The 12,348-nt window shown below is 63.5% G+C and carries 9 protein-coding genes and 1 riboswitch; all 9 genes read left to right on the top strand.

The window, feature by feature from the left end; all coding sequences use genetic code 11:
* Nucleotides 1-81: 81 nt before the first annotated feature.
* Nucleotides 82-271, bottom strand: a riboswitch (cobalamin riboswitch).
* 115 nt (nt 272-386) lie between these two features.
* Complete coding sequence (locus D6201_RS05595; RefSeq protein WP_242447446.1) at nt 387-1,442, top strand: cell wall hydrolase; 1,056 nt, start codon at nt 387-389, stop codon at nt 1,440-1,442.
* Between the two features lie 142 nt (nt 1,443-1,584).
* Entirely contained in the window at nt 1,585-1,893 is a 309-nt protein-coding gene (locus D6201_RS05600; RefSeq protein ID WP_133303951.1) for a hypothetical protein, read from the top strand.
* Nucleotides 1,894-1,980: 87 nt separating this feature from the next.
* Nucleotides 1,981-3,927: a putative bifunctional diguanylate cyclase/phosphodiesterase gene (locus tag D6201_RS05605; RefSeq protein ID WP_120047914.1), complete on the top strand. Its 1,947-nt coding sequence runs from the start codon at nt 1,981-1,983 to the stop codon at nt 3,925-3,927.
* A 237-nt stretch (nt 3,928-4,164) separates the two neighbouring features.
* Nucleotides 4,165-5,127 (top strand): malate dehydrogenase, encoded by a 963-nt coding sequence (mdh, locus tag D6201_RS05610; RefSeq protein WP_120049230.1) that lies wholly within the window; start codon nt 4,165-4,167, stop codon nt 5,125-5,127.
* A gap of 329 nt (nt 5,128-5,456) precedes the next feature.
* A complete protein-coding gene (sucD, locus tag D6201_RS05615) occupies nt 5,457-6,347 on the top strand; it encodes a succinate--CoA ligase subunit alpha (RefSeq protein ID WP_120047915.1) in 891 nt (296 codons plus the stop codon).
* A 36-nt stretch (nt 6,348-6,383) separates the two neighbouring features.
* Entirely contained in the window at nt 6,384-9,224 is a 2,841-nt protein-coding gene (locus D6201_RS05620; protein WP_120047916.1) for a 2-oxoglutarate dehydrogenase E1 component, read from the top strand.
* 18 nt (nt 9,225-9,242) lie between these two features.
* A complete protein-coding gene (odhB, locus tag D6201_RS05625; protein WP_120047917.1) occupies nt 9,243-10,538 on the top strand; it encodes a 2-oxoglutarate dehydrogenase complex dihydrolipoyllysine-residue succinyltransferase in 1,296 nt (431 codons plus the stop codon).
* A 74-nt stretch (nt 10,539-10,612) separates the two neighbouring features.
* Nucleotides 10,613-10,882, top strand: coding sequence for a GIY-YIG nuclease family protein (locus D6201_RS05630; protein ID WP_120047918.1), 270 nt, complete (start codon nt 10,613-10,615; stop codon nt 10,880-10,882).
* A gap of 48 nt (nt 10,883-10,930) precedes the next feature.
* Nucleotides 10,931-12,343 (top strand): dihydrolipoyl dehydrogenase, encoded by a 1,413-nt coding sequence (lpdA, locus tag D6201_RS05635; protein WP_120047919.1) that lies wholly within the window; start codon nt 10,931-10,933, stop codon nt 12,341-12,343.
* Nucleotides 12,344-12,348 lie beyond the last annotated feature (5 nt).

Here is a 12,348-nt window from a genome sequence, read left to right on the forward strand (position 1 = left end):
CATAAACGAACATGCCGCTTATGACGGAGGGAGCGCGGGCATGCGCTCTCCCGCTCGCTATCGGTGCACCCCGCCCGGCAGCAAAAGCGACCGTCACCCGGCAGGTCTCCTGGCTCCCGGATCGTCGGTCCGCTTCCGCCTTCCCGCCCCGAAGGGCAGTGGCATGAAGGAAGCATCCCTCCCCGGTCACAGTTGCGGGGGCAGCGGAGGTCTTGCACCCCCTTCCCTCTCAGCTTCGCCTTCGCGAAGAACCCGTGACGATGGCCGCGCTCTAGTCCCGGTGGTGAAATGGTGCAAGGTTAAGGCGCGCGCATTTTGCGTCCCGCAGTGGCACGCAGCGCGCGGCGAAGGTGCCTGTTAGTCTTTCGCCCTTATGATGCACGTCCGTGCATCAGCCGCCGATCATCCCCGCCGCACCCGCGCGCGATTTCCGCACGAAGCGCCTGCCGTTTCGAGAACGCGCGCGTCCCGTGCTGAAGCGTCTGGCAGTGATCGGCCTCGCCATCGGTGTGCCGACACTCGCCGCGCCCACGGCCATCGCCGCCTTGCAGAGCGAAAATGCCGCACCCGCAATCCAGCCCATGCCGTTCGAGGTACCGGGGGAAAGCTTTCCGGGATCGGCCTTCTACTATCTGGAGGAAACACCGCTGCTGGTGGATGTCGCGGGATGGGATGCACCCGTCGGTGTGATCGGGGTGGCCGCCCGCGCGTCTGCCACGGAGGATGCCGAACCCCCGCTTGCCGCTCCGCCGCTGCGCATTTCGGGATCGGACCGCGATCACGCCCGCGCACAGCAATGCATGGCGCAGGCGATTTATTACGAGGCGGCGAGCGAAAGCGATGCCGGCCAGCGCGCGGTGGCGCAAATAGTGCTCAACCGCGTGGCGCATCCCTCCTATCCGCGCACGGTGTGCGGCGTGGTCTATCAGGGCAGCGAGCGGAGCACCGGGTGCCAGTTCACCTTCACATGCGACGGTGCGCTCGCCCGCACGCCATCGCGCAGCGGGTGGGCACGCGCCAGCCGCCATGCGCGAGAGGCGCTGTCGGGCCTTGTCTATGCCCCCGTGGGCACGGCGACGCATTACCATACGCTGGCGGTCAATCCCTACTGGGCGAGCAGCCTGCAATCGGTCGGTGTGATCGGGGCGCACATCTTCTATCGCTGGCCCGGTGCTGCCGGACGGCCCGCCGCGTTCAGCGCAGGCTATGCCGGTGGCGAACCGAGCGCGGCGCGCGCGCGCAGTTCCGTGCCCGCAGCGCCATTGCCGAACGATATCCCCGTGGTCGCCCCTCTGCCGGACCTGCCGGATGGCCGCACGCCTGCCGCACCATCTCCCCCCGCGGCCGGGACACAAGCTGCGCCAGCCGCCGAAATCATGCCGCAGAGCGGCGATGTGCGGGAAGAATATGCGAATAGCGGGCGCTGGATCACCCGCCCCTGAGGGACGCGAGAAAGCCTCGCAACGGCGCTAACACGTCGGAAACCATTTCGCCGAACCTTCGCTTAGCGTGGTCATCCTACAAGACGTCCTGCCCGCTCGAAAGGAGCGGACCCGCGTTACTTTTGCAGGACAAGTTCGCACCATGTCTATTCGCTTTGCCGCCCCCATCGCCCGCTGCCAGAACAGAATGCGGCCCGGCGCCGTGCAGGCGCGCACGCTGTTGGCGGCCAACGACAATCCCAGCGGCGTGACCCCGCTGCACGTCAACGCAGCGCTGCGTCACTTCGCGCAATACGGAATTTCCGCGGCAGAGCATGCGCGCGCGCAAGCGACGAAGGCAGCGCGTTCCGGCGATCGGCAGGGCTTCGAGTGGTGGCTCGGCATCTGCCGCGCGCTCGACCGACGCATGCCCCGCGCGGTGGAGCTTCCCGATTGCGGCAGCGCCGTCTGATTACCAAAAGCTTGCGCCGCAATAAGTGCAAACAGCCTAGGGGCGCACTTAACCAAAGCGTGAGCCGGGCGGGCCTATCGAAGGGCCATGCAGTGGCCGCGTAACCTCTTCGGATTGCCCGCGAAACGCGATGGTGAGCTTGCCAGGGCGCAAGTGCGCGCGCATCTCGACGCAGCCGTCCACACCAAGCCGTGGAGCGCGCTGGTCGGCAGCGTGTGCGCGGGTGCCGGGGCGTGGACATGCGCACTCGCAACGGGCGAGTCCCCTTTAGTCATCCTCGCCGCAATAGTGAGCGTGGTGGCCGTCCTTCGGGTCGCTCACGCCGTCGGACACGATCTCTCACCGGAAAATCCCTCAGTGCGATTGCTGGATGCGGCCTTCCCGCTGACAGCTTGCCTGTTCGCCCTTTCGCTCGGCTTGATCGGTTCGCTCACCATCATGCGGGACGCGGCGGCGGGGGTGCAGTTGCTTGGCGTGGGAAGCGCGATTGCGTTCGGACTGGCTCTTTCCGTCCGCAGTGCGGGGCGTCCCGCTATCGCGATCGCGCAGCTATCCTGCGCCTATTCGCCGATAATCTACGCCAGCTTGCAAAGCGGAAGCTACCCGCTGCTCGTGCTGGCGGTGGTCCTTCCGAACATCGCCATCGGCATGGGGACGATGACGCTGACCATTTTCGCGCAGCTCGAAGAGCGCATCGAGACCGCCCTCGCCAGCCGCGCGCATGCCGAGACCATTCGCGCGCAGACGCGGCTCGATCCCGTCACTGGGCTGCTCAACCGCCACGGCTTCGATGAAGAGTTCGCCAGGCTGGCCAACGGGCTTGGCGCAGACGAGCGGCTGGCCCTGATGTGGATCGATCTCGATCGCTTCAAGGACGTGAACGAGACGCTGGGTCATGAAGCGGGCGACGAGACGCTGCGCATCATCGCCAGCCGATTGCGGACGAAATTGCCGGAAGAGGCCGTCCTCGCGCGCTTTGCCAGCGACGAATTCGTCTTCGCCGCGCGGGTGGCCTTGCGCGCGGAAGCGGAAATCCTGGCGAGCGACATGGGCGAAGAAGCGGCGCGCCCCTTCCGGATCGACGGTCACCGGCTTTCCGGCGGTGCATCGCTCGGCGCGGCGCTGATGCCGGACGACGCGTCCTCCACGGACAAGCTGATGCAGGCCGCCGATCTTGCGCTTTACCATGCGAAGGCTTCCCGCAGAAACGAGATCCGTTTCTTCGACCGCGCGATGACCCGCGAGCTGGCGAGGCGCAAGGAAGTGGAATCCGAATTGCGTTCGGCCCTGCAGAAGGATGAGTTGAAGGTCTTCTTCCAGCCGATCGTGGATCTGCAGACCGGCCACATCCGCACGTTCGAAGCGCTGGTGCGCTGGTTCCATCCGGAAAAAGGCGAATTGCTGCCCGATGAGTTCATCCCCGTGGCGGAGGATACCGGCCTGATTATCACGCTGGGCAATTGGGTCACGGCGCAAGCCGCCAAAGCGGCAAGCAGCTGGCCCGAGCACGTGACGCTCGCGGTCAACCTATCCCCGGTGCAGATCAAGGCGCCCGGTGCCGCGCTCGGGATCCTGTCCGCGCTCGCCGAAGCACAGCTCGATCCGGCAAGGCTGGAACTCGAAGTCACCGAGAGCCTGTTCCTCGAAGACGACGAGCACACCGCCACCTTCATGAACGAGCTGGCGCAGCGCGGCGTCCGCTTCGCGCTCGACGATTTCGGCACGGGCTACTCCTCGATGCGCTACATCCACGACTACCCTTTTCGCACGATCAAGGTCGATCGCAGCTTCGTTTCCGGCGCGAATATCGGCGCGCGCAGCGACGCCATCGTGCGCGCTGTCGCGGAAATGGGAACGACGCTGGGATTGGATGTGGTGGCGGAAGGCATCGAGACGATCGGCCAGCTGCGCACGATCAGAAGTTCCGGCTGCACATTGGGGCAGGGCTTCTACTTCAGCCGCGCCGTCCCGGATTATCAGGCCGCGCTCCTGCTGGCGGAAGAGGATCGCCCGCTTGCCAGCAATGCTGGATAAAGGCGGGAACCGGGGCGCGTCCGAAACGTCTTGCACGCAGCGGAGAAATGCCTGCCTGCGCACTTTATCGCTATTGCGAACTGTTAGCGAAAACTAATCCCTAAACCCGGTTGCCAAGCCTGTTTTGCAGGCGTAGGGCCGCCCCCATTCCGGTGCGCGGCCCCGCTGGGCGCATGGCCGCACGCGCGACAGGTCACGATGGATGCGCCCACGGCACTGAAGGACCAGGCTTACCCAATGGCACGCAAGAAGATCGCACTCATCGGTTCGGGCATGATCGGCGGCACGCTCGCCCACCTCGCCGCGAAAAAGGAAATGGGCGATATCGTCCTGTTCGACATCGCCGAAGGCATGCCGCAGGGCAAGGCGCTCGACCTCAGCCAGTGCGGCCCGATCGAAGGCTTCGATGCCAGGATCACCGGATCGAACGATTATGCCGATATTGCGGGCGCAGACGTCGTGATCGTCACCGCCGGTGTCCCGCGCAAGCCAGGCATGAGCCGTGACGACCTGCTCGGCATCAACCTCAAGGTGATGAAGGCCGTTGGTGAAGGCATCAAGAAAAACTGCCCCGACGCATTCGTGATCTGCATCACCAACCCGTTGGACGCGATGGTCTGGGCGCTGCGCGAATTTTCCGGCCTGCCGCACAACAAGGTGGTCGGCATGGCGGGCGTGCTCGACAGCGCGCGCTTCGCCACCTTCCTCGCCTGGGAATTCGATGTGAGCGTGAAGGATGTGAACGCATTCGTGCTCGGCGGCCATGGCGACACGATGGTGCCCATCACCAGCTACACCACGATCAACGGCATCCCGGTGAACGACTTCGCCAAGATCAAGGGCGTATCGGAAGGCCGCATCGATGAAATCGTCGACCGCACCCGCAAGGGTGGCGGCGAAATCGTCGGCCTGCTCGGCAATGGCTCCGCTTATTACGCACCCGCCACCAGCGCGATTGCGATGGCCGAGGCGTATCTGGGCGACAGCAAGCGCATTCTGCCCTGCGCCAGCTTTGTCGAAGGCAAGTATGGCCTCGACGGCCTCTATGTCGGCGTCCCCACCATGATCGGCGCGGGCGGCACCGAGGAAGTCATCGAAATCGAACTGTCGGACGAAGAGAAGAGCAACCTCAAGGTCAGCACCGACGCGGTCGAGGAACTGCTCGAGGCGTGCAAGGGGCTGGATAGCTCGCTGGCGTGATTTTGAGAGTCCTCTTAGCCTTGCCACTTGCCGCGGCGTGTTCGAGCCATGGGCCAGGCTCATGGTCTGAGGTTGGGAGAGAGGCAGTCGATGCCTGTCTCGACGCTGATATTCAATCGATCACTGCTGTCGACGGCTGGGGCGATCTGGATCAATCTGTTTTTGAGAGACTTGGCGACGGACAATTTCGGTTCAAATTCCCATCAGCGAGTGACGACCAAAACTTCGCGTGGATATGCGAAGGAAACACAATCGAAAGACGGATCTTCAGCATACGGACTGGCGATCCAGATTCATCAGAAACAATAAGCGCCAACAGGAGCTTCTGAATGTCCATCCTCGTAAACAAAGACACCAAGGTCATCACCCAGGGGATGACCGGCAACACCGGCACCTTCCACACGCAGCAGGCGCTCGATTACGGGACGCAGATGGTCGCGGGCGTGACGCCGGGCAAAGGCGGCTCCGAGCATCTCGGCCTGCCGCAGTTCAACACCGTGCGCGAGGCCAAGGACGCGACTGGCGCGACCGCGAGCTGTATCTACGTGCCGCCGCCCTTCGCCGCCGATGCCATGCTCGAGGCGATCGAGGCGGAAGTCGAACTGATCGTCGCGATTACCGAAGGTGTTCCGGTGATGGACATGATTACCGTCAAGCGCGCGCTTTCCGGCTCCAAGTCCCGCCTGATCGGCCCCAACTGCCCAGGCGTGCTGACGCCGGAAGAATGCAAGATCGGCATCATGCCAGGCAAGATCTTCAAGAAGGGCAGCGTCGGCGTGGTCAGCCGCTCCGGCACGCTGACTTATGAAGCCGTGCACCAGACGACCGAAGTCGGCCTTGGCCAGACCACCGCGGTCGGCATTGGCGGCGATCCCGTCAACGGCACCAATTTCATCGACGTGCTCGACCTGTTCCTGTCGGACGATGCCACCAAGTCGATCATCATGATCGGCGAAATCGGCGGCAGCGCGGAAGAGGAAGCGGCCGAATTCATCAAGCAGGAAGCCGCCAAGGGCCGCCGCAAGCCGATGGTCGGCTTCATTGCCGGCCGCACCGCACCTCCGGGCCGCCGCATGGGCCATGCCGGCGCCATCGTTTCGGGCGGCAAAGGCGGAGCGGACGACAAGATCGCGGCGATGGAAGATGCGGGCATCCGTGTCTCCCCCTCCCCCAGCGAATTGGGCACAACGCTCGACGCCCTTCTCAAGGAACTCGCGTAGCTCCTACGCACTACCTCCAAGGAGAGGTGACGCATCATGGGTAAAGAACCGCAGGATTTTCTTCCCGAACTGCCGGGTCAGGACGGCCCGCAGCAGGGGCCGAGCTGGGCCAATCCGCGCTGGCCGCTGACCGGCGACGCGCCCGATCTCGACGCGGCGATGGACCCAACGGAGATGGCCGCGCTCGTGAAAGAGGCCTCGGCGAAGGCGGGCAAGCCGACCGATACCAAGAGCGTGGAGGCCGCGTGCCGCGATTCCATCCAGGCAATGCTGCTCATCCGGCTTTACCGCGTGCGCGGGCACCTCGCGGCCGACCTAGACCCGCTCGGCCTCGCCAATCGCGAAGTGCCCGAAGATCTGACGCTGGAATGGCACGGCCTTGCCGGGCAGGAAGACAAGGAAGTCTTCGTCGGCGGCGTCTTCGGTTTTGAATGGGTCAAGGTGGGCGAGCTGCTGGACGTGCTGCGCAACACCTATTGCGGGCATGTCGGCCTCGAATACATGCACATCGCCGACACCGAAGAGCGGCGGTTCTTGCAGGACCAGTTCGAAAGCCCGGAAGAGACGATCCAGTTTACCCCGGAAGGCAAGCAGGCGATCCTGCAGGCGGTGATCCGCGGCGAGGAATACGAGAAGTATCTCGCCAAGAAATATGTCGGCACCAAGCGTTTCGGCCTCGATGGCGGCGAAGCGATGATCCCGGCGCTGGAAGCGGTCATCAAATATGGCGGCAGCTCCGGCGTGCGGGAAATCATCTATGGCATGGCCCATCGCGGCCGGTTGAACGTGCTCGCCAATGTGATGGCAAAGCCATATCGCGTGATCTTCCACGAATTCTCCGGCGGCAGCGCCAATCCGGACGATGTCGGCGGATCGGGCGATGTGAAATATCACCTCGGCACCAGCACGGACCGCGAATTCGACGGGATCAAGGTTCACATGAGCCTGGTGCCAAACCCCTCGCACCTTGAGGCCGTGAACCCGGTCGTGCTCGGCAAGACCCGCGCGCAGCAGGCCATGCATGACGACCTTTCCGCGCATGAAAAGGTGCTGCCCGTCCTCATCCACGGGGATGCCGCCTTCGCCGGACAGGGCGTGGTGTGGGAATGCTTCGGCCTTTCCGGCGTGCGCGGCTATTCGACCGGCGGCTGCATTCACTTCGTCATCAACAATCAGATCGGCTTCACCACCAGCCCGCAATTCGCGCGCTCCTCACCCTATCCGTCCGACGTGGCGAAGGGCGTGCAGGCGCCGATCCTGCATGTGAATGGCGACAATCCCGAAGCCGTCACCTTCGCCTGCAAGCTGGCGGTCGAGTACCGCCAGACCTTCAAGCGCGACATCGTGATCGACATGTGGTGCTATCGCCGCTTCGGCCACAATGAAGGCGACGAACCCAGCTTCACCCAGCCGCTGATGTACAAGGAAATCCGCCAGCACCCGCGCGTGTCGGAGCTGTATTCGGATCGCCTGCGCGATGAGGGCGTGATCGAGGAGGGCACCACGCCGCAAATGCGGCAGGATTTCATCAGCCATCTCGACGAAGAGTTCGAAAAGGCGAAGGGCTACAAGCCGAACGAGGTCGACTGGTTCGCCGGTCGCTGGAGCGGGTTGCACAAGCCTGCCGATCCGGAGACCGCCCGCCGCAACACCGAAACCGCGATCGGCAAGAAGCTGTTCGACAGCCTCGGCCGGACGCTTACCACCGTTCCGGACGATCTCACGATCCACAAGACGCTGGGCCGCGTGCTCGATGCCAAGCGCGAAATGTTCAAGACCGGCACCGGCTTTGATTGGGCGACGGCGGAAGCGCTGGCATTCGGCAGCCTCGTCACCGAAGGCTTCGGCGTGCGCCTTTCGGGTCAGGATTCGGGCCGCGGCACGTTCAGCCAGCGCCACGCCATCTGGGTCGACCAGACGGATGAGGGCAAGTATATCCCCCTCGCCACGCTGCCGCATGGCAAGTTCGAGGTGTATGACAGCACGCTCAGCGAATTCGGCGTGCTCGGCTTCGAATACGGTTTCGCCCTCGCCGATCCGAAAACGCTGGTGATGTGGGAAGCGCAGTTCGGCGATTTCGCCAATGGCGCGCAAATCATGATCGACCAGTTCATCGCGTCCGGCGAAGTGAAGTGGATGCGCGCCAACGGGCTCGTGATGCTGTTGCCGCACGGCTATGAAGGCCAAGGGCCCGAGCATTCGTCCGCCCGGCTCGAGCGGTTCCTGCAGCTTTGCGCGAACGACAATATCCAGGTGCTCAACATCACCAGCCCGGCGAATTACTTCCACGTGCTTCGCCGCCAGATGCTGCGCCCCTTCCGCAAGCCGATGGTCATCATGACGCCCAAGAGCCTGCTGCGGCATCCGTCTGCCAAGTCCGATGCCGAGCTGTTCATGGGTGACAGCCACTTCATGCGCATCCTGTCCGACAAGGCGGAGATTGCCGACAAGAAGGTGCGCCGGCTCGTGCTGTGCAGCGGAAAGGTCGCCTACGACCTGATGGAGAAGCGCGACGAGGAAAAGATCGACGATGTTTCCATTGTCCGGATCGAGCAGCTTTATCCCTTCCCGGGGGAGCCGCTGGCCGTGCGCCTGAAGCGGATGACCAATCTCGAAGAAGTCGTCTGGTGCCAGGAAGAACCGCACAATAACGGCGCATGGTTCTTCGTTCAGAATCGCATCGAGGACGCGCTGACCGCTGCCGGGCATGAGGGCATGCGCCCCTGCTATGCCGGGCGAGAGGAAGCGGCCTCCCCCGCCACGGGCTTCGCGGCGCGTCACAAGGCGCAGCAGGACGCTCTCGTCTCCGTTGCGCTCGGCCTGTCCGAACGCGGCGCAACCAATGCCAAGCGCAAATCGCGCGCCAACAAGTCATAAGCCAGGGAAAGCAAGCACATGGCAACCGAAGTTAGCGTCCCCACACTCGGGGAATCGGTCACCGAAGCGACCGTCGGCGAATGGCTGAAAAAGCCCGGCGATGCGGTGGCGGCGGACGAGCCGATCGCCAGTCTCGAAACCGACAAGGTCGCGGTCGAAGTCCCCTCCCCCGTGGCAGGCGTGATCGGTGAGCTGAAAGTGGAAGTCGGCGACACGGTCGAAGTCGGCGCGGTGATCGCCACGGTCGAAGAAGGCGCTGCTCCTGCCGGCAAGGGAGAGGAAGCGGGCCGTGCTTCGCAGCAGCGCGAAGAGGGTCAGGAGAAAAGGGAAAGCGCTGGCGATGCGGGCAAGGCTGCGGCCAAGGCCAGTGCATCCGAAGTGGAATCGCTGCCCGATGGCGGCCACGATTCCGGCAGCGTCACCATGTCGCCAGCCGTACGGCGCGCAGTGCTCGAACACGGCCTCGATCCGACCAACATCAAGGGGACGGGCAAGGACGGCCGGCTGACCAAGGAAGACGTGCTCGCCGCGGCAAAGTCCAAGCAGGCCGCGCCTCAGGACGCCAGCACCGAGGCTGCTCCGGCCCCCTCCGTCCCCGCCAGTTCTAAGGGCGAGCGGCGCGAGGAGCGCGTGAAGATGACGCGCATGCGCCAGACCATCGCCAAACGGCTGAAGGCGGCGCAGGACAATGCCGCCCTGCTCACCACTTTCAACGATTGCGATATGACCGCCGTGATCGAGGCGCGTGAGGCCTACAAGGAAACCTTCGCCAAGAAGCACGGCATCAAGCTCGGCTTCATGTCCTTCTTCGCCAAGGCCGCGGCGCTGGCGCTGAAGGATGTGCCCGCCGTCAACGCCTATATCGACGGGGACGAGATCGTATATCACGACTATGTCGACCTGTCGGTAGCGGTCAGCGCGCCAAACGGCCTCGTCGTCCCGGTCGTGCGCAGCATCGACGCGATGAGCTTCGCAGAGATCGAACTCGCCATCGCCGACTATGGCAAGCGCGCCAAGGAAGGCACGCTGACCATGGAGGACATGCAGGGCGGCACCTTCACCATCTCCAACGGAGGCGTGTTCGGATCGCTGATGTCGACCCCGATCATCAATCCGCCGCAGAGCGCCGTACTCGGCCTCCACCGCATCGAGGATCGCCCCGTGGTGCGCGATGGCGAAGTCGTGGTGCGCCCGATGATGTATCTCGCGCTAAGCTACGATCACCGCATCATCGACGGCCGCGAAGCCGTGACCGCACTCAAGATCATGAAGGAAGCGATCGAGGATCCCATGCGGATGCTGATCGATTTGTGACGTTTTACTGATTGCGCTCCTGCGAGTGCAGGAGTCCAGAATGGAGAAGTTCATCGCGGCCAGGCTGGGTCTACATGCTTGCAAACAAGCGTAACGGAACGATCTATCTCGGTGTTACAAGCGATTTGGCATATCGCCTGCACCAGCATCGCAATGGCGCGATGCCGGGCTTCGCCAGAGAGCACGGATGTCGCGCTCTCGTCTGGTCGGAGCGGCATGACAATATTCAGGATGCGCGCCTGCGTGAGCATCGGATGAAGAAATGGAAAAGGGCTTGGAAGCTCAAATTGATGGAAGAGGCGAATCCGCAGTGGCACGATTTGTCTTCACGGATCGAACACTGACGCCCTCGGCTCCTGCCTTCGCAGGAGCGCGACTGTTCGGAGTTAAGAATGGCTGAATACGATTACGACATCCTTGTTATCGGCGCTGGCCCGGGCGGCTATGTCGCCGCCATCCGCGCGGCGCAGCTGGGTCTGAAAACCGCCTGCGCGGAAAGCCGGGAGACGCTGGGCGGCACCTGCCTCAATGTCGGTTGCATCCCGTCCAAGGCGATGCTGCATGCGAGCGAGTTCTACGACGCCGCCGCCAATGGCGCGATGGCGGAAATGGGTATCGATGTGACGCCCAAGCTCAACCTGCCCAAGATGCACGATCAGCGGCTCGATGCCGTAAATGGCCTCACCAAGGGCATCGAATTTCTGTTCAAGAAGAACAAGGTCGACTGGAAGAAGGGCCTCGCCACCTTCCAGGATGCGCACACGGTGAAGGTCGGCGAAGAGACGGTGACGGCCAGGGAAGTGGTGATCGCGACCGGTTCTTCCGTCACGCAGCTGCCGGGCGTCGAGGTCGATAACGAAAACGGCGTGGTGGTCGATTCCACCGGCGCGCTCGAGCTGCCCAAGGTGCCGAAGAAGATGGTCGTCATCGGCGGCGGCGTGATCGGGCTGGAGCTCGGCAGCGTATGGCGTCGGCTGGGCGCGGAAGTTACCTGCGTCGAATTCCTCGACCAGATCCTGCCCGGCATGGATGCCGATGTCCGCAAGGAATCGAACAAGATCTTCAAGAAACAGGGGATCGAGTTCAAGCTTTCGACCAAGGTCACCGGCGTCGAAGTCAAAGGCAAGAAGGCGATCGTGACCGTCGAACCTGCCAAGGGCGGCGATGCAGAAACGATGGAAGTGGACTGCGTGCTAGTGTCGATCGGTCGCCGTCCGAACACCGAAGGCCTCGGCCTCGAGAATATCGGGCTGACGCCGAACGAGCGCGGCCAGATCGAAGTCGATCACGAATTCAAGACGAGCGTCGAGGGCGTGCGTGCCATCGGCGATTGCGTGCCTGGCCCGATGCTCGCCCACAAGGCCGAGGATGAGGGCATCGCCGTTGCCGAATGGATCGCGGGGGAAACAGGCATCGTGAACCACGATGTGATCCCCAATGTAGTCTACACCCTCCCCGAAATCGCCGGTGTCGGCCTGACCGAAGAGCAGGCGCTGGAGAAGATGGGCGGCGACAAGAAAGCGATCAAGACCAGCAAGTTCCCCATGATGGCGAACAGCCGCGCGAAGACCAATCACGAGCCGGACGGCTTCGTGAAAGTCATCGCCGAGGCGGAAAGTGACCGTGTGCTGGGCATTTGGGCAATCGCCAGCGTTGCAGGCACGATGATTGCCGAAGCGGCAATAGCCATGGAATTCGGCGCGACGAGCGAAGACATCGCCTACACCTGCCACGCGCACCCGACCCATGCCGAGGCCATCAAGGAAGCGGCGATGGGCGTGCAGGGCAAGCCGATCCATATCTGATGCGC

It is taken from the genome of Aurantiacibacter aquimixticola (assembly GCF_003605475.1).
GTDB classification, from domain to species: Bacteria; Pseudomonadota; Alphaproteobacteria; order Sphingomonadales; family Sphingomonadaceae; genus Alteraurantiacibacter; species Alteraurantiacibacter aquimixticola_B.